Origin of the sequence: Amycolatopsis sp. NPDC051373 (genome assembly GCF_040689465.1) — a bacterium.
Lineage (GTDB): Bacteria > Actinomycetota > Actinomycetes > Mycobacteriales > Pseudonocardiaceae > Amycolatopsis.
Genome location: NZ_JBFBAE010000003.1, coordinates 402,543 through 418,526, shown reverse-complemented (window position 1 = coordinate 418,526; position 15,984 = coordinate 402,543). Strand labels below are relative to the sequence as shown.

At 71.9% G+C, this 15,984-nt stretch carries 14 protein-coding genes; 11 read left to right on the top strand and 3 right to left on the bottom strand.

Translation table 11 applies throughout. The annotated features are described in order from the left end of the window. Positions 1-168: 168 nt before the first annotated feature. The 3 genes from AB0383_RS08050 to AB0383_RS08040 all read left to right on the top strand — a co-directional run bounded on the left by AB0383_RS08050 (position 169) and on the right by AB0383_RS08040 (position 3,113). On the top strand, positions 169-360 hold the full coding sequence (locus AB0383_RS08050; RefSeq protein ID WP_220247473.1) for a hypothetical protein: 192 nt from the start codon (positions 169-171) through the stop codon (positions 358-360). Positions 361-785: 425 nt separating this feature from the next. Then, the gene (locus AB0383_RS08045; RefSeq protein ID WP_364179542.1) at positions 786-1,850 is read left to right on the top strand and encodes an NlpC/P60 family protein; all 1,065 of its coding nucleotides are present in this window, start codon (positions 786-788) and stop codon (positions 1,848-1,850) included. A gap of 105 nt (positions 1,851-1,955) precedes the next feature. Then, entirely contained in the window at positions 1,956-3,113 is a 1,158-nt protein-coding gene (locus tag AB0383_RS08040) for a glycosyltransferase family 4 protein (protein WP_366185952.1), read from the top strand. A 10-nt stretch (positions 3,114-3,123) separates the two neighbouring features. Here the strand turns inward: AB0383_RS08040 and AB0383_RS08035 are convergent, their stop codons facing one another. Beyond that, positions 3,124-3,750 (bottom strand): uridine kinase, encoded by a 627-nt coding sequence (locus tag AB0383_RS08035; protein ID WP_364179540.1) that lies wholly within the window; start codon positions 3,748-3,750, stop codon positions 3,124-3,126. A 133-nt stretch (positions 3,751-3,883) separates the two neighbouring features. On the opposite strand from AB0383_RS08035, the gene AB0383_RS08030 reads away from it, so the two are divergent. From AB0383_RS08030 to AB0383_RS07995, 8 genes are all read left to right on the top strand, one after another. Beyond that, on the top strand, positions 3,884-5,053 hold the full coding sequence (locus AB0383_RS08030; protein ID WP_366186024.1) for a cytochrome P450: 1,170 nt from the start codon (positions 3,884-3,886) through the stop codon (positions 5,051-5,053). Between the two features lie 44 nt (positions 5,054-5,097). Continuing rightward, entirely contained in the window at positions 5,098-6,384 is a 1,287-nt protein-coding gene (locus AB0383_RS08025) for an adenosylmethionine--8-amino-7-oxononanoate transaminase (protein WP_366185950.1), read from the top strand. 229 nt (positions 6,385-6,613) lie between these two features. Beyond that, complete coding sequence (locus AB0383_RS08020; RefSeq protein WP_366185948.1) at positions 6,614-8,872, top strand: bifunctional SulP family inorganic anion transporter/carbonic anhydrase; 2,259 nt, start codon at positions 6,614-6,616, stop codon at positions 8,870-8,872. A gap of 710 nt (positions 8,873-9,582) precedes the next feature. Continuing rightward, positions 9,583-11,796, top strand: coding sequence for a bifunctional SulP family inorganic anion transporter/carbonic anhydrase (locus AB0383_RS08015; RefSeq protein WP_366185947.1), 2,214 nt, complete (start codon positions 9,583-9,585; stop codon positions 11,794-11,796). A gap of 17 nt (positions 11,797-11,813) precedes the next feature. Then, on the top strand, positions 11,814-12,533 hold the full coding sequence (gene bioD / locus AB0383_RS08010; RefSeq protein ID WP_366186022.1) for a dethiobiotin synthase: 720 nt from the start codon (positions 11,814-11,816) through the stop codon (positions 12,531-12,533). 86 nt (positions 12,534-12,619) lie between these two features. Then, positions 12,620-13,651, top strand: a complete 1,032-nt coding sequence (bioB, locus tag AB0383_RS08005) for a biotin synthase BioB (RefSeq protein ID WP_366185945.1) — start codon at positions 12,620-12,622, stop codon at positions 13,649-13,651. Further along, complete coding sequence (locus AB0383_RS08000) at positions 13,638-13,844, top strand: hypothetical protein (RefSeq protein ID WP_366185943.1); 207 nt, start codon at positions 13,638-13,640, stop codon at positions 13,842-13,844. The genes bioB and AB0383_RS08000 overlap by 14 nt, the downstream gene beginning before the upstream one ends. A gap of 56 nt (positions 13,845-13,900) precedes the next feature. Beyond that, positions 13,901-14,506, top strand: coding sequence for a DUF2567 domain-containing protein (locus AB0383_RS07995; RefSeq protein WP_366185941.1), 606 nt, complete (start codon positions 13,901-13,903; stop codon positions 14,504-14,506). A 4-nt stretch (positions 14,507-14,510) separates the two neighbouring features. On the opposite strand, the gene AB0383_RS07990 is transcribed toward AB0383_RS07995, so the two are convergent. Both AB0383_RS07990 and AB0383_RS07985 read right to left on the bottom strand, forming a co-directional pair. Continuing rightward, the gene (locus tag AB0383_RS07990; RefSeq protein WP_366185939.1) at positions 14,511-15,233 is read right to left on the bottom strand and encodes an LON peptidase substrate-binding domain-containing protein; all 723 of its coding nucleotides are present in this window, start codon (positions 15,231-15,233) and stop codon (positions 14,511-14,513) included. 39 nt (positions 15,234-15,272) lie between these two features. After that, positions 15,273-15,908, bottom strand: coding sequence for an NUDIX domain-containing protein (locus AB0383_RS07985; protein ID WP_220237968.1), 636 nt, complete (start codon positions 15,906-15,908; stop codon positions 15,273-15,275). Positions 15,909-15,984: the final 76 nt, after the last annotated feature.

Sequence of the window (15,984 nt, the reverse complement as noted above, 5' to 3'; positions counted from 1 at the left end):
TGCGGTGAGGAGCCTCCCGTGACCGAGAACACGAACCACCACCCGCCCGACTGGACCGACTTCGACGAACCGGCCGATCGCGACCTCGATCTCGGCAGCGTTGATTTCGGCGACGTCGATCTCGGCAGCGTCGATCTCGGCGAGGTCGACCCGGCGGACCTCGACACGCTGGTCGTCGACTGCGACCGCTGCGCCGTGCGGGGCCACGCGTGCCACGACTGTGTGGTGAGCGTGCTGCTCGGCCCGCCGGTCGCCCTGGCGTGGGACGCGGACGAACGGCGAGCCGTCGACGCGCTCGCCGAGGCGGGGATGGTGCCCCGGCTGCGCTTGGTTTCGGAGCCCGAACGTAAGCCAGCGTGACACTTGTGGGTGATAACGACGCGACGAGTGGTCGATCTAGTCGGATGAACGGTCGGTAGCGAATTCACGCAATTCTGACACCACAGAGTATGACCGCGATCACACAAACCCTCCCTCGCTGGTCCGATGGTGTTTCGGCGAACTACGGAGAGTTTTTATGTGGGGCCCGGTGGACGCGGTGACGGTCTTTTCGTAACCTGTCCGAGATCTCGCGGCCAGCAGCCGTCGGCAAGACGGCGACGCGAGATCGCCGCCGGAAAAGGCTTTGTCGGGGAGCCAACACCGGAACCACACCGTGCGCGTGAGGCTGTTGCAGTGAAACGCGGCCGGAACGCGCGGGGTGGACGCAGCGAAGAGGGCCCCCGACCTCTTCGGCGTCACGAGGTTCCGACGGCGGCCCGACAGCAAAGGAGACACGCGCGACCGTGCAGTCGCATCCAGTGAAGCGCGTGGTGTCAGGTGCCCTCGCGGCAGCTTCGGTGATCGCCATGGTCACCATCGCCCAGCCCTCGGCCACGGCCATCGCAGCTCCCATCCCCGCCCTTCAGACCCCGCCCGACTCCGGCTCGAGCGCCCTCGCGAAGTACCGCGATCTGGCCTCGCAGGCCGAAAAGGCCAACGAAGACCTTCTCAAGGCCCAGGACGACCAAGCGGCCCGCCAGAAGGACCTCGACAAGGCCAACGCCGACGTCGAGAACGCGAAGAAGTCCGCGCAGCAGGCCGAGAACAACGAGAAGCTCTACCGCGTCGACGTCGACAAGTTCGCCGGTGCCTCGTTCCTCAGCGGCGTGCAGATGAACAAGCTCTCGGCGCTGCTCGCGGGCACATCGACGCAGGAGTTCCTCGAGCGCTCTTCCGCGCTGGACCAGATCGCGTCCCAGAAGGACGCCGCGCTCGACGCGCTGGCCGGTGCCGTGAAGCAGGCTCAGGACGCCACGAAGCAGGCCGCCGACGCCGCCAAGCGCGCGACGGACGCCCGTGACGCGGCCGCGAAGCTCGCGAACGACATCAAGACCAAGCAGAAGACGCTCAACGACCAGATCGCGGAGCTCAAGAAGACCGAGCCGGAGCTGTCGTCGCTGGACCAGGCCCTGCGCGGCGACAAGGGCAGCGACGCGCCCGTGAACATCAAGGCGCCCGGGCCCGCGGCCCAGGCGGCCGTGGACGCGGCGCTGAGCCGGCTCGGCGACGCCTACGTGTGGGGCGCCACCGGACCGAGCACGTTCGACTGCTCGGGCCTGATGCAGTGGGCCTACCGGCAGGCGGGCATCACGCTGCCGCGTTCGAGCCGGGAGCAGTCGACCTTCGGCACCCCGATCCCGCGCAGCCAGCTCCAGCCGGGCGACCTGGTGTTCTACTACACTCCGGTCTCCCACGTGGGCATGTACATCGGCGAAGGCAAGATGGTGCACGCTCCGACCACCGGCGACGTCGTGAAGATCTCGCCGCTGCAGAGCCAGTACGTGGGTGCCCGCCGCCCCAGCAGCTGAGCAGCAACCCTTCCCTGACGACGGGGCGGTACCGCGCACGCGGTGCCGCCCCGTCGTCGTTGGTGGGCCCACAGCGCCGGCGAGCGTGCCCAGTAGCCTGCCCGTGTGCTGAGGACGCTGCTCGTGACCAACGACTTCCCGCCGCGGCCCGGGGGGATCCAGAACTACCTCAACTCGCTGGCCACGCGGCTTCCGGCCGACGACCTGGTGGTCTATGCGCCGTCGTGGGAAGGGAAAGCCGGCTCGCACGTCGACTTCGACGCCGAGGCGCCGTTCGAGGTCGTGCGGCACCCGACGTCGCTGATGCTGCCGACGCCCGACGTGCTGCGCCGCGCGAAGCAGATCATGCGGGCCCGCGACTGCGAAGCCGTGTGGTTCGGTGCGGCCGCACCGCTGGCGCTGCTGGGGCACCCGCTGCGCCAGGCCGGCGCGAGGCGGGTCGTCGCGTCCACGCACGGGCACGAGGTCGGCTGGTCGATGCTGCCGGGTTCGCGCCAGGCGCTGCGGCGCATCGGCGACACGGTCGACGTGCTCACCTACGTCAGCAAGTACACGCGCCGCCGCTTCGGCGCGGCGTTCGGGCCGATGGCGGGGCTCGAGATGCTGCCGTCCGGCGTCGACACCACGCTCTTCGCGCCCGACGCGGGGGCGCGCGAGGAGATCCGCGCCCGCCACGGCCTGGGCGACCGGCCGACGGTCGTGTGCGTTTCGCGGCTCGTGCCGCGCAAGGGCCAGGACATGCTCATCCGCACGCTGCCGGAGCTGCGCAAGCGCGTGCCGGACGTGGCGCTGCTGCTCGTCGGCGGCGGTCCGTACCGCAAGCGGCTCACGGAGCTCGTTGCCGAGCTCGGCGTGGCCGCCAACGTGGTCATCACCGGCTCCGTGCCGTGGGCCGAGCTGCCGGCGCACTACAACGCGGGCGACGTCTTCGCGATGCCCGCGCGCACCCGCGGCAAGGGGCTCGACGTGGAGGCGCTGGGGATCGTCTACCTGGAGGCGTCGGCGACCGGCTTGCCCGTGGTGGCCGGCACGTCGGGCGGCGCGCCCGAGGCGGTGCTCGACGAGGTGACCGGCCACGTCGTGGACGGCCGTGACGTCGGCCAGCTGCGCGACACCCTCGAGGCCCTCCTGGCCGACCCCGTACGGGCCCGGCGAATGGGCGAGGCGGGGCGCGCGTGGGTCACGGAGAATTGGCGCTGGGACACGATGGCGCAGCGCCTGTCCGGCCTGCTGGACGGCGATCCGGTCGCCGCCGTGCGCTAGGTCGACGAAGTCAGGGCTCGTACACGGCCGGGTGCCGCGGGTCGTCGACACGGACGGTGACGTCGGCGAGCGCGCTCGGGTCGACCTCCGACTCGTACCGCTCGTACGCGGGCAGCGCCCACGCGTCGTCGTCGGGCAGGCGGCGGTGCAGCGCGGCGGGGGAGAGCCACAGGTGCACCACGAGGTCGAACGCGAGGCCGGCGCCGAGCAGGAACTCGCCGTTGACGAGGACCACGCCGCCTTCGGGCACGGGCACGCGCGCCATCCGCGTGGCGCGGTCGCGCTCGGTGTCCCACAGCGCCGGCAGCACCTCGCCGCTGCCAACGCCGGCGAGCGGGTCGAGAACTTCCCGCCGCAGGGCGCCGAGGTCGAGCCAGTCGGTGTAGCGCGCGTCGGGGTTGCGCTTGCCGTGCTCGAACCGCAGCGACGCCGGGCGCAGGAACCCGCGTGCGGGTATACGGACCGCGGCGCGGCCCAGCAGCCGCAACGGGTCCACGAGCGCGTCGGCGAGGCCCGCGGTGTCGGTGGCACCGTCGGCGCCGTCCACGGCGACCGCCAGCCGGCGGTGCGGCAGGGCCGCGACGCGCTCGGTCAGCTCGGCGGCCAGGACGTCGGGGGAAATCGGTCGGTAGCGCACGGAAAACCATCCTGCCCTCGGGCCACACGCAGCACACCGGCGCGTGGGCATACTGGGAAGCACCGACCAATCAGACGGAAACCTTGGGGGCGAAGTGGCCGTCGAAGAAATCCCCGTGATCGACGACGAGTTCATGCAGCACACGCACGAGACGCTGAGGCACTTGCACGAGCGAGGCGCCGTGTGCCCGATCCGGATGCCGCGCGGCACGCCGTCGTACCTCGTGACCGGCTACGACGAGGCGCGGGCGCTGCTCGCGGACCCGCGGCTGAGCAAGGACAACCGTGGCGCCTACGACCTGATGATCGCGAAGGTCGGGGCCGAGAACATCAATCGGAACTTCGGTCAGCTGCTCGGCGCGCACATGCTCAACACCGACCCGCCGGACCACTCGCGGCTGCGCAAGCTCGTGAACAAGGCCTTCACCCCGCGCGCGATCGCCGGGTTGCGTCCGCGGATCGAGCAGATCACCACGGAGCTGCTCGACGCGATGGCCGAGCACGAGCAGGTCGACCTCATGGCGGCGTTCGCCGGCCCGGTGCCGATCACCGTGATCTGTGAGCTGCTCGGCGTGCGCGAGGCGGATCGCGGCGAGTTCACCGGCTGGTCCAACATCCTGCTGGGTGCGGGCGACGTCGAGGAGATGCAGGCGGCCGCGATCGCCATGCACACCTACCTCGTGGCGCTCGTCGCGCAGAAGCGCGCGGAACCGGGCGAGGACCTGCTGTCCGGGCTCGTGCACGTGACCGACGAGGGCGACTCGCTGAGCGAGGAAGAGCTCGTCGCGATGGCGTTCCTGCTTCTCGTCGCGGGCCACGAGACCACCGTGAACCTGATCGGCAACGCGGTGCTGGCGTTGCTGCGCGCGCCTGAGCAGCGCGCGAAGCTGGTGGCGGACCCGTCGCTGATGCCCGGCGCCGTCGAGGAGTTCCTGCGTTTCGACGGGCCCATCAACATCGCCACCCTCCGCTACACCGTCGAGGACGTGGAGGTCGGCGACCACAAGATCCCCGCGGGTGAGTTCGTGCAGGTCTCGCTCCTCGCCGCCAACCGGGACGAGGGCCGCTTCCCCGACCCGGCCGACCTCGACGTCACGCGCGCAGCCGGCGGCCACCTCGCCTTCGGCCACGGCATCCACTACTGCGTCGGCGCCCCGCTGGCGCGCATGGAGGCGGAGATCGCGCTCACGGCGCTGCTCGCGCGGTTCCCGCAGCTGCGAGCGGCCGTGCCGGAGGAGGACCTGGTCTACCGCACGAGCCCGCTGGTGCACGGCGTCAAGACGCTGCCCGTGCTGCTCCGCTGAGCTCTTGTGCGCGGAGCGGGCGGGGCGGCACGTAGGGTCGGCCCGTGGACACCAGCCCCGATCACCTGCTCGCCCTCGACGCCGCGCACGTGTGGCATCCGTACGCGCCGATGCCGGGACGGGTGGCGCCGCTGCTCGTCTCCGAGGCGAGCGGGGTGCGGCTGAAGCTCGCGGACGGCCGCGAGCTCGTCGACGGCATGTCGTCGTGGTGGGCGGCGGTGCACGGCTACCGGCACCCGGTGCTCGACGCGGCGCTGGTCGAGCAGGCCGGGCGGATGAGCCACGTGATGTTCGGCGGCCTCACGCACGAGCCGGCGATCACGCTCGCCAAGACCCTGGTGGACCTCACGCCCGAGGGCCTCGAGCACGTGTTCCTGTGCGACTCCGGCTCGGTCTCGGTCGAGGTCGCCGTGAAGATGTGCCTGCAGTACCAGCGTTCGCGCGGGTTGCCGGAGAAGCGGCGGCTGCTCACGTGGCGCGGTGGCTACCACGGTGACACGTTCACGCCCATGAGCGTCTGCGACCCCGACGGCGGCATGCACTCGCTGTGGCGCGGAGTCCTGCCGGAGCAGGTGTTCGTGCCCGAACCGCCGGCCGGCTTCGACTCGCCGGTTGACCAGTCCTATGTGGACACTCTCGCCGCCGCAATGGAGAAGCACGCGCACGAGCTGGCCGCGGTGATCGTGGAACCGGTGGTGCAGGGCGCCGGCGGCATGCGTTTCCACCACCCCGGCTACCTGCGTGCGCTGCGCGAGCTCACGCGCGAGCACGACGTGCTGCTCGTGTTCGACGAGATCGCCACCGGCTTCGGGCGCACGGGCCGGATGTTCGCGGCCGAGCACGCCGGCGTGACGCCCGATGTGCTGTGCCTCGGCAAGGCGCTCACCGGCGGCTACCTCACGATGGCCGCGGCGCTGTGCACGCCCGAGATCGCCGACGGCATCGCGCGCGGTGACCTGCCGGTGCTGGCCCACGGGCCGACGTTCATGGGCAACCCGCTGGCCTCCGCCGTCGCCAATGCGTCGCTCGGGCTGCTGGTCGAGGGCCGGTGGCACGCGGACGTCTCGCGGATCAAGGCGGGGCTGCGGCGCGGTCTCGAGCCGGCGTGGGACCTGCCGAACGTGCGCGATGTGCGGGTGCTCGGCGCGATCGGCGTGCTGCAGCTCGACCACGAGGTCGACCTCGGCGTGGCCACTGACATCGTGACGGCGGAGGGCGCGTGGCTGCGGCCGTTCCGCGACCTCGTGTACGCGATGCCGCCGTACGTCACGGACGACGCGGACCTGGCCGTGATCACCGGCGCGATGCTCGCGGCGGCTGAAAAAGCCTGAATTCACCTGGTCGAGTGTGACCGCGACCATAAGACACGGGCTGTATACCGTGAGTCACGTAAAGTCGCCGGAACGCTGAGGTTTCCACGCGATCAGGTCTGGGTCGCTTCGTGAGTGTCTGACGGATTGGTGAGCTTTGCCGGAAACGTCCTAGTTCTCCGGTTCACAAGTGAAGCCGAAGATCGTTCGCGTAGCGGACTTTTCGATCTTTTTCCGCTTTCCTGTCGCCATGATCGAGATCGTTCGTGGCGAGCACGACACCGGGCCCCCGTCGCGCCGCGCCCAAGCCAACCGGACCCTCCAGAACATCCTGCGCCACGACGTGCCGGCCTCGTTGGTCGTCTTCCTCGTGGCCGTTCCGCTCTCCCTCGGCGTCGCCCTCGCTGTCGGCGCGCCGCTGCTCGCGGGCCTCGTCTCCGCCGTCGTCGGCGGCCTGGTCGCGAGCCTGCTCGGCGGGTCGGCCCTGCAGGTCAGCGGGCCGTCCGCAGCCCTGACCGTGGTGCTCGCCGACAGCATCGCCACCTACGGCTGGGCCGTCACCTGCGCCGTGACCGTCGGCGCCGGCCTGCTGCAGATCCTCTTCGGGCTCCTGCGCTTCGCCCGCGCCGCGCTGGCCATCTCACCCGCCATCGTCCACGGGCTGCTGGCCGGCATCGGCGTGACGATCGCGCTCGGCCAGCTCCACGTGGTGCTCGGCGGCCGGGCCCAGGGCTCCGCGCTCGCGAACCTCGCGGCGCTGCCCGGGCAGATCGTCGGCCACCACGACCAGGCCGTGCTGATCGGCGTGCTCACCGTGGCGATCCTGCTGGTGTGGCCGAAGCTGCCCGCGCCGGTGCGGAAGGTGCCGGGGCCGCTGGTCGCCGTCACGGTCGCGACGGGGCTGTCCGTCGCCGCCGGGATGTCGTTGCCGCGCGTGGACCTGCCCGCCGCGCTGCCGTCCTTCGGGTTCGTACCGCAGCTTCCTTCGGATGGCTGGAGCGGCGTGGCCTTCGCGGCCGTCACAGTCGCGCTCATCGCGAGCCTGGAGAGCCTGCTTTCCGCGGTGTCCATCGACAAGCTGCGCGGCGGCCGTCACACGGACCTCAACCGTGAGCTCATCGGCCAGGGCGCCGGCAACGTCGCGTCCGGCGCGCTCGGCGGGCTGCCCGTGACCGGAGTGATCGTGCGGACCATGACCAACTACGAGGCCGGCGCGAAGACCCGCGCGTCGGCGCTGCTGCACTCGTGCTGGATCCTCGGGTTCTGCCTGCTGCTCACCGGCGTGCTGCGCTACATCCCGCTCGCCGCGCTGGCCGGGCTGCTCGTGTACGTGGGCGCGAAGCTCGTGAACCTCCCGGCGCTCAAGGAAGTGCTGCGCCACGGCGACCTCGCGGTGTACGCGGTGACGCTCGTCGGCGCGGTGTTCGTGAACCTGCTCACCGGCGTCGCGGCCGGGGTGCTGCTGGCGCTCGCGTTCATGCTGCGGCGGATGGTCCACTCCGGCGTGCACGTGGAGACGGGCGAGCGCGGCACTCGCGTGGTGATCGAGGGCGCGCTCACGTTCCTTTCCGTGCCCCGCCTGACGAAGGTGCTCGCCGGCGTGCCCGAGCGCGCCGACGTGACGCTGGAGCTGCTCGTGGACTACCTCGACCACGCGGCGTTCGACTGCCTGCGCGGCTGGCAGCAGGCGCACGTGAAAGCCGGCGGCACGGTGACCGTCGACGAGATCGGGCACCCCTGGTACGGCCGCGGCAGCTCTGGCGAGCCGACCGTGCGACGCAGCCTCGCGGCGCGCGTGTTGCCGCGGTGGCTCGCGCCGTGGTCGCAGTGGCAGGCCGAGCACGTTTCGCTGCCCGGACCGCGCGACGGCGCCTCGCCGTTGTCGCGCGGCGCTTCGGAGTTCCAACGCCGCACCGCGCCACTGCTGCGCGACACCCTCAGCGGCCTCGCGCACGGCCAGCAGCCGCACACCCTCTTCATCACCTGCGGCGACGCGCGGATCGTGCCCAACCTGATCACCACGTCGGGCCCTGGCGATCTGTTCGCCGTGCGCAACATCGGCAACCTCGTCCCCGCCGCCGGCGACGGCACCGACTCCTCGGTGGGCGCGGCCGTCGAGTACGCCGTGGGCGTGCTGAAGGTGCCCGAGATCGTCGTGTGCGGCCACTCCTCGTGCGGCGCGATGAAGGCGCTCCTCGGACAGGCCCCCGAGGGCCTCACGCGCCTCGGCGACTGGCTGCGCCACGGCGAACCCACCCTCCGCCGCCGCGCTTCGGAGGCGACCTTGCTGCTCGACGGCCGGCGCCCGACCGCCGAGTGCGACCAGCTGGCGCTGCACAACGTCGTCCAGCAACTCGACCACCTCCGCACCCACCCGGTCGTGGCCGACGCCCTGGCCGCCGGTGACCTGACGCTGACGGGCATGTACTTCGACGTCGGCGCCGCCCAGGTCTCGTTGCTGGACAGCGCTCACCGCGGCTTCGTCCCGGCCGGCTCGACGGTGCACTGACCGGTTGTGCTGCCGGCACCGTCCTGCCCGGTCGGGCGCCGATCGACCCCGCGCTGGTGGGCTGCGAACCGGTCGCCCGGATAACGCGGCACCGGTCGGCTGGAGCGTGACTTGGCCCGGGGGCTGACCCGGCCGGCTCGACGGTGCATTGACCGCCAGCGCCGGCGGACTGGTAGCCGGTCGCCTGGACGACCACTCGGCACCGGCCGGCTGGAGCCCGACTTGGCCGGGCGCTGACCCGGTCGGCTGGACGGTGCATTGACCGCCGGCGCCGGTCGGGCTGGTCCTGCCCGGCCGGCGCCGATCGACGCCAGCGCCGGTGGGCTGCGAACCGGTCGCCTGGATAACACGGCACCGGCCGGCTGGAGCCTGACCTGGCCTGGCGCTGGCCCGGCCGGGCACTGAGCGGCTCAGTTCTGCCTCGCCGGGTGCCGATCTTTCCAGTGCCTGAGCGTGCGCGGCCGGTCCGGCCCAGCCTGCTCCGGTCAGCGGACATCGGCTCGGCGCCGGCCGGGAGTAGCTCCGCTGGGCGTGGGCGAGGCCGGCCAGTTCACTGACCAGCCGCAGTGACCGACTGGGCCGGTGCGGACCCGCACCGGCCCAGCGGTCGAGCTCCCCGTGCAACCCGAAAGTGGGGTGTCCGATAAAAATTCATGCCATCAGGTGGTACATAGCGGACATTTCACCCACAATCGGGTTACCTGGTGATCATGAGCCGACTTGCCGTGCTTCGCCACGACGTGCCCGCCTCGCTCGTGGTCTTCCTCGTCGCCGTGCCGCTGTCGCTGGGCATCGCGCTCGCGTCCGGGGCGCCGATCGTCGCCGGGCTGATCGCCGCTGTGGTCGGGGGCGTGGTCGCCGGGGCGCTGGGCGGCTCGCCGCTGCAAGTCAGCGGGCCTGCGGCCGGCCTGACGGTGATCATGGCCGAAACGATCGCCACCTTCGGGTGGGCCGTCACCTGCCTGATCACCGTGCTCGCCGGTGCGCTGCAGGTGCTGCTGGGCCTGAGCCGCATCGCGCGGGCGGCGCTGGCGATCTCGCCGGCCATCGTGCACGGGATGCTCGCCGGCATCGGCGTGACGATCGTGCTGGGTCAGCTCCACGTCGTGCTCGGCGGGAAGGCGCAGAGCTCCGCGCTGGAGAACATCGCCGAGCTGCCCGCGCAGGTCGTGGCCCACCACGACGCGGCGGCCGTGATCGGGCTGCTCACCATCGTGATCCTCGTGGTCTGGCCGCGCCTGCCCGCCGCCGTGCGCAAGGTGCCCGGGCCGCTCGCGGCGATCGCGGCGGCCACGGTGATCTCGCTCGTCGCGGGCATGACGTTGCCGCGCGTGGAGCTGCCCGGCGACCTGCTGCAGATTCGCTTCGCCCCGCAGCTGCCCGGCGACGGCTGGACCGACGTCGTGCTGGCGGCGGTGACCATCGCGTTGATCGCGAGCGTCGAGAGCCTGCTTTCGGCCGTCGCCGTGGACAAGCTGCACACCGGCCCGCGCGCGAACCTCGACCGCGAGCTCGTGGGCCAGGGCGCGGCAAACCTGGTGTCCGGCGCGCTCGGCGGCCTGCCCGTGACCGGCGTGATCGTCCGCAGCTCCACCAACGTTGCCGCGGGCGCCAAGACGCGCGCGTCCGCCATCCTGCACGGCGTGTGGGTGCTGGTCTTCGTCGTCGCGCTCGCCGGGCTGATCGGGAACATCCCGCTGGCCGCGCTCGCCGGCCTGCTCGTGCACGTCGGCGTGAAGCTCGTGAACCCCGGCCACCTCAGGCAGGTCCTGCGCCACGGCGACCTCGCGCTCTACCTCGTGACGCTCGCCGGGGTGGTGGTGTTCGACCTGCTCACGGGCGTGCTCGCCGGGATCGTGCTGGCCGTGGTCCTCATGTTGCGCCGCACCGTGTGGTCCGGCGTCCACGCCGAGCGGGACGGGGACGAGTGGCGCGTGGTGGTGGAGGGCGTGCTCACGTTCCTGTCCGTGCCGCGCCTGTCGAAGGTGCTCGGCGCCGTCCCACCCGGCACGGTCGTGACCCTCGAGCTGGTCGCCGACTACCTCGACCACGCCGCCTTCGAAAGCCTGTCGAGCTGGCAGCAGGCCCACGAACGGGCCGGCGGCACCGTGGTCGTCGACGAGGTCGGCCACCCGTGGTTCGGCAACGGCAAGGAAGGCACCCCGACGCTGCGGCGCACGGCTGCGGCCGGCGCCGTGCCGCGCTGGCCCGCGCCGTGGTCCGACTGGCAGGCCGTCGACGTCCGCCTGCCCGGCCAGCGGACCCACCGCGGCGCCACGGAGTTCCAGCGCCGAGCCGCGCCACTGCTGAAGGAGACGCTCTCGGGCCTCGCCGACGGCCAGCGCCCGCACACGCTGTTCATCACCTGCGGCGACTCGCGCATCGTGCCCAACCTGATCACCACGTCGGGGCCGGGCGACCTGTTCACCGTCCGCAACATCGGCAACCTCGTGCCGCCCGCGCAGGCCGACCCGTCGATGAACGCCGCCGTCGAGTACGCGGTGGGGGTGCTGCACGTGCGCGAGATCGTGGTGTGCGGGCACTCCTCGTGCGGCGCGATGGGCGCGCTCGCCGACGGGCCGCCGGCCGGCACAGCATTGGAGGGCTGGCTGCGCCACGCCGAGCCCAGCCTGCGCCGCGGCGGCCCGGTCACGCTCGGCGGCGAGCTTCCCGCCCGTGAACCCGACCGGCTGGCCCTGCACAACGTGCTGCAGCAGCTCGACCACCTGCGCGCGTACCCGCTGGTCGCCGAGGCCGAAGCCCGCGGCGAGTTGCTCCTCACCGGCCTGTACTTCGACGTCGGCGCGGCCCAGGTCTACCTGTCCGACCCGGCGGCGGGCGCGTTCTGGCGGCGGGGACGCCGGTCACCCCACATCGTGGGTGATCCCACCCGGACGTGGTGCGCACCGGGTGCGGGTGACTAAGTTGATGGCCCGTGACCATGCTGGTGATGACGGGGACCGGGACCGAGGTCGGCAAGACGATCACCACGGCGGCGATCGCGGCGCTGGCGCTCGGGCAAGGGCAGCGCGTCGCGGTGCTCAAGCCGGCCCAGACCGGGGTCGCGACGGGCGAGGCGGGTGACCTCGACGAGGTCGTGCGGCTGGCCGGCAAGGGCGTGACCACGCGTGAGCTGCGCCGCTACCCCGACCCGCTCTCCCCGGAGGCGGCGGCGCGGCGCAGCGGCCTGCCGACGCTCGGCCCGGGCGAGATCGCGGCCGCCGCCACCGCGCTCGACGCCGAGCACGACCTCACGCTCGTGGAGGGTGCCGGCGGCCTGCTGGTGCGCTTCGACGAGCACGGCAGCGGGCTCGCCGACGTCGCGTGGGCGCTGGGCGCGCCGATCGTGATCGTGGCCCAGCCGGGCCTCGGCACGCTCAACGCGACGGCGCTGACCGCTGAGGTCGCCACGCGGCGCGGCCTCAACGTCGCGGGTGTGGTGGTCGGCGCGTGGCCGGCCGAGCCGGATCTCGCGTCGGTGGAGAACCTGCACGACCTGCCCAACGCGGCAGGGGCACCCCTGCTCGGGGTGCTGCCCGGGGGGCTGGCGGCGACGGATCACGATACGTTCGTGGAACGGGCGCGCGCCGGGCTCTCGCCGTGGTTCGGCGGGGAGTTCGACCCGGAGGCTTTCACGCAGGGCGCTTCCGTGAATAAGTGACGGGCGTCGCAGCCCATGCGGCGGGCTCTCGGGCACCATGGCCCGGAGAGCGCGCTCGTGCAGAAGTTCGACAGACAGGAGACGTCGTGACCGCAGTTGCGGGAAAGCCGGCACAGGACATCGCGGACGTGCTGACCGTCGCGCGCGAGCAGGTGCTCGAGCGCGGGGTCGGATTGTCCGAGGAACAGGTGCTGGCCGTGCTCCGGCTGCCCGACGAACGGCTCGGCGAGGCGCTGCAGCTCGCGCACGAGGTGCGCATGCGCTGGTGCGGCCCGGAGGTCGAGGTCGAGGGCATCGTCAGCCTCAAGACCGGTGGCTGCCCCGAGGACTGCCACTTCTGCTCGCAGTCGGGCCGGTTCCCGTCGCCGGTGCGCTCGGCGTGGCTCGACATCCCCGGCCTGGTCAAGGCCGCGCGCCAGACCGCCGAGACGGGCGCGACCGAGTTCTGCATCGTCGCCGCCGTGCGCGGTCCGGACAAGCGGCTGCTGTCGCAGGTCCGGGAAGGCGTGCAGGCGATCCGCGCGGACGGCAACGACATCCAGATCGCGTGCTCGCTCGGCATGCTCACCCAGGAGCAGGTCGACGAGCTCGTCGAGATGGGCGTGCACCGCTACAACCACAACCTCGAGACGGCGCGCTCGCACTTCCCCGACGTCGTGACCACGCACTCGTGGGAAGAGCGCTGGGACACCCTGCGGATGGTCGCCGAGGCCGGCATGGAGGTCTGCTGCGGCGGCATCATCGGCATGGGGGAGACCGTCGAGCAGCGCGCGGAGTTCGCCGTGCAGCTCGCCGAGCTCAGCCCGCACGAGGTGCCGATGAACTTCCTCATCCCGCAGCCGGGCACGCCGTACGAGAACTTCGAGATTGTCGAGGGCAAGGACGCGCTGCGCACGGTCGCGGCATTCCGGCTCGCCATGCCGCGCACGATGCTGCGCTTCGCCGGGGGCCGTGAGCTGACCCTGGGCGACCTGGGCGCGGAGCAGGGCATGCTGGGCGGGATCAACGCGATCATCGTCGGCAACTACCTGACGAACCTCGGCCGGCCCGCGAGCGCGGACCTGAAGATGCTCGACGAGCTGAAAATGCCGGTCAAGGCCCTCAGTGACAGCCTCTGAACCACCCGCCTACTGCGTCCACTGTGGACAGGCGTCGCCCGGCGGCGCCGATCACGACGCCTGCCACAATCCGCGCACGGCGCTCGAACCGCCGCGGTTCTGCGTGTTCTGCGCCCGCCGGATGGTGGTGCAGGTGACGCCCGTCGGCTGGACGGCGCGGTGCAGCAGGCACGGCGAGACCGCCAGTGGTTGACCGCGGGTGCTGACCGGTTACGCTCGGTCCGCACAAACGCAGGGAGGGAGTCCGGGGTGGTCGATTCCGCGGGCAAGGCAGCACACCGGTCGTCCGCCGTGGCCGACGCCTGGTCGGTGCCGAACCTCTTCCCACCGCACCGTGCGCGGCCGAAGGTCGTGGTGAAGGCCGACCTGCTGCCGGCCGTGAGCGTGCTGTCGACGGCGGGCCTGCTCGGCATCCCGCTCGGCTGGCTGTGGTCGCTGATGGCGCCGCCGCAGCGCGAGCGCGTGGTCACCGCAGACGGGCAGCGCGTGCCGCTGGAGCTGGAGAGCTGGCACCGCTTCGATGACCTCGCCATCTACGGCTTCCTGGCGCTGGCCACTGGGCTGCTGATCGGCGTGATCGTGTGGCTGATGCGCGAACGCCGGGGCCCGGTCGTGTTCCTGGCCGCCGCCGGGGGTGCCGCGCTGGCCGGCTGGCTCGGCACGCAGATCGGCGTGGCGTTCGTGAACTCGAAGTACGCCATCGACACCGCGCCCGCGCTGGGCGCAGTGATCTCGGCGGCGCCGCAGCTGGAATCGGGATGGATCTGGCTGGCGGCCCCGCTGGTGACCTCGCTCGTCTACGCGCTGCTCGCGGCGTGGAACGGTCGCGAGGACCTGGGCCGTCGCCTCGGCTGAGGCCCTAGTTGAGATTCGCCGGCTTCGAGAAGTCGGCGAACTCGGTCGGCGGCAGCGGCACGGCGCTGAGCGTGTCCAGGAACCACGCCTCGCGCGTGAGCAACCGGCAGACGATGCGCAGGCGCCGCAACGGGTGCGTCTCCTCCAGCAGCAGCTGGCGGTCTTCCAGTGGCAGCAGGCAGTCGGCGGCGAGCTGGTAGGCGAGCTCGTTGATGTCGGCGTCGTCGTCTGGCGTGCTCCAGTCGTCGTCGTGCCAGGCGGCCTCGCAGTAGCGACGGTGAGCCGCGCGCGCGACTTCGCCGAGGCGTTGCCCCGGTTCGACCGCGCTGGCGGGCACGGCGTCGTCGGGCAGCCAGTCGACCACGCCCATCAGGTAGGGCGCCGACGTGCAGTCGAGCTCGCGCAGGCGGAAGCGGCGGGCGGCCTTGGTGACTACGTCGTAGCGCCCGTCGGGCAGCCGCTTCGCTTCGCGCAGCACTGTGCTGCAGCCCACGTCGTACACATGGTCCAGACCACGTACCTCACGCACGAGCGGGGCGCGCAGCGCGACCACGCCGAACTCGCGCCCTGGCACGGCGCCGCCCACGAGGTCGGCGGTCAGCTGGCGGTAGCGCGGCTCGAAGATGTGCAACGGCAAGTGCGTACCGGGCAGCAGCACGGTCTGCAGCGGGAACAACGGCAGTGTCGCCGTCCCACTGGGGTTCTGCTCCTGCTCCCGCTCGGTCACGCGTCCACCGTACGGGTACCGGGGCGCGCTCGCAGGCCGTCACCTTTTCGGCGGCGGCTTGAGGACTGCGAACGGGTCTGTGATCTGCATCCCTTTGCCCGCGAAGGAGAACAGGGCCGCCGGGCGCCCGCCGGCCCGGCCGGGTGACGCGGTGTCCCCGGTGGGCACGAGGAGTCCCCGGCGTGAGAGCACGCGTTGCAGGTTCGTCGCCGACACCCGGTAGCCCAGCGCGGCGGAGTAGAGCCCGCGCAGGGCCGAGATCGTGAACTGCTCGGGCGCCAGGGCGAAGCCGAGGTTGGTGTAGCTGAGCTTCGAGCGCAGCCGGTCGCGGGCGCGCAGCACGATCGCCTCGTGGTCGAACGCGGTGCGCGGCAGCGCGGTCACGTCGTGCCACTGCGTGTCCTCGGGGATCTCCGGGTCGACGTCCGACGGCACGAGCCCGAGGAACGCCGTGGCGACCACTCGCGGCCCCGGCACGCGGTCGGGCGCGCTGAAGACCGAGAGTTGCTCCACGTGCTTTAGCTGGCGTACGTCGACCTTCTCGGCGAGCTGGCGGCGGATGGACGTTTCGACGTCCTCGTCAGGGCGCAGCCGGCCGCCCGGGAGCGACCAGCGGCCCAGGTGCGGGTCGAGCGCGCGCCGCCACAGGAGCACGCGCAGTGTGTCCGAGCGCACTTGCAGGACCGCTCCCAGAACCTCGTGGGCCAAGGGGGTCTGGGTGTTAAGATGACTTCGCACGGTTTTCGATTAT

What these genes read in the sequence shown, in the direction of transcription:
- AB0383_RS08020 (WP_366185948.1), top strand. Translation starts at nt 6,614, where the DNA reads ATGATCGAGATCGTTCGTGGCGAGCACGACACCGGGCCCCCGTCGCGC.
- AB0383_RS08030 (WP_366186024.1), top strand. Translation starts at nt 3,884, where the DNA reads ATGCAGCACACGCACGAGACGCTGAGGCACTTGCACGAGCGAGGCGCC.
- bioD (WP_366186022.1), top strand. Translation starts at nt 11,814, where the DNA reads ATGCTGGTGATGACGGGGACCGGGACCGAGGTCGGCAAGACGATCACC.
- AB0383_RS08015 (WP_366185947.1), top strand. Translation starts at nt 9,583, where the DNA reads ATGAGCCGACTTGCCGTGCTTCGCCACGACGTGCCCGCCTCGCTCGTG.